Below are 585 nucleotides of genomic sequence, written 5' to 3'. Positions count from 1 at the left end.
ATAAAATAGTTAGTATTAAACAATTATAAAATAAAGGGGATGACAAAATGAAAAAAGTATATAAAATAAAAGTAAATGAAAAGGTTTATGAAATAGAATTAGAAGAAGTAAAAACTGTAGATGGACACGTGGAAGTTTCTGCGCCAAAAGCAGCAGCTCCAGTTCAAGCTCCTCAACCAGTGATTCAACAAGCAGCTCCAGTAGCAGCATCAACTGGTGCAGCTATAGAAGCTCCAATGCCAGGTGTTGTAGTTGACATGAAAGTAAAAGTTGGAGACGCAATAGCAGAGGGAGATTTAGTTGCAATAATAGAGGCAATGAAAATGGAAACAGAACTTTACGCAGATAAAAGTGGAACAGTTTCAGCTGTAAATGTAGCTAAAGGATCTCAAATTAATGCAGGAGATGTATTGGTAGTATTGTAGAAAGGAAGAAATCTCAATATAGGAGGTAATGAGTATGTTACAAATGATAATGAGTTTCTTAGGGGAATCAGGATTTACAATATTAACTTATAAGGAAATAATAATGATAGGAATATCTTGTTTGTTTCTTTATCTAGCAATAAAAAAAGGGTATGAACCA

At 33.5% G+C, this 585-nt stretch carries 1 protein-coding gene; it reads left to right on the top strand.

The genetic code is table 11. The features are described 5' to 3' along the window. The first annotated feature begins 47 nt into the window (after nt 1-47). Nucleotides 48-425, top strand: a complete 378-nt coding sequence (locus tag GIL12_RS10000; protein ID WP_163470322.1) for a biotin/lipoyl-containing protein — start codon at nt 48-50, stop codon at nt 423-425. The last annotated feature ends 160 nt before the right edge of the window (nt 426-585 follow it).

Source organism: Fusobacterium sp. IOR10 (assembly GCF_010367435.1).
Lineage (GTDB): Bacteria > Fusobacteriota > Fusobacteriia > Fusobacteriales > Fusobacteriaceae > Fusobacterium_B.
The sequence above is the reverse complement of the archived record's forward strand: the minus strand, read 5'-3'. Positions and strand labels throughout refer to the sequence as shown.

Excerpts from the sequence above, each read along its gene's own strand:
- GIL12_RS10000 (WP_163470322.1), top strand. The coding sequence starts at position 48 with ATGAAAAAAGTATATAAAATAAAAGTAAATGAAAAGGTTTATGAAATA.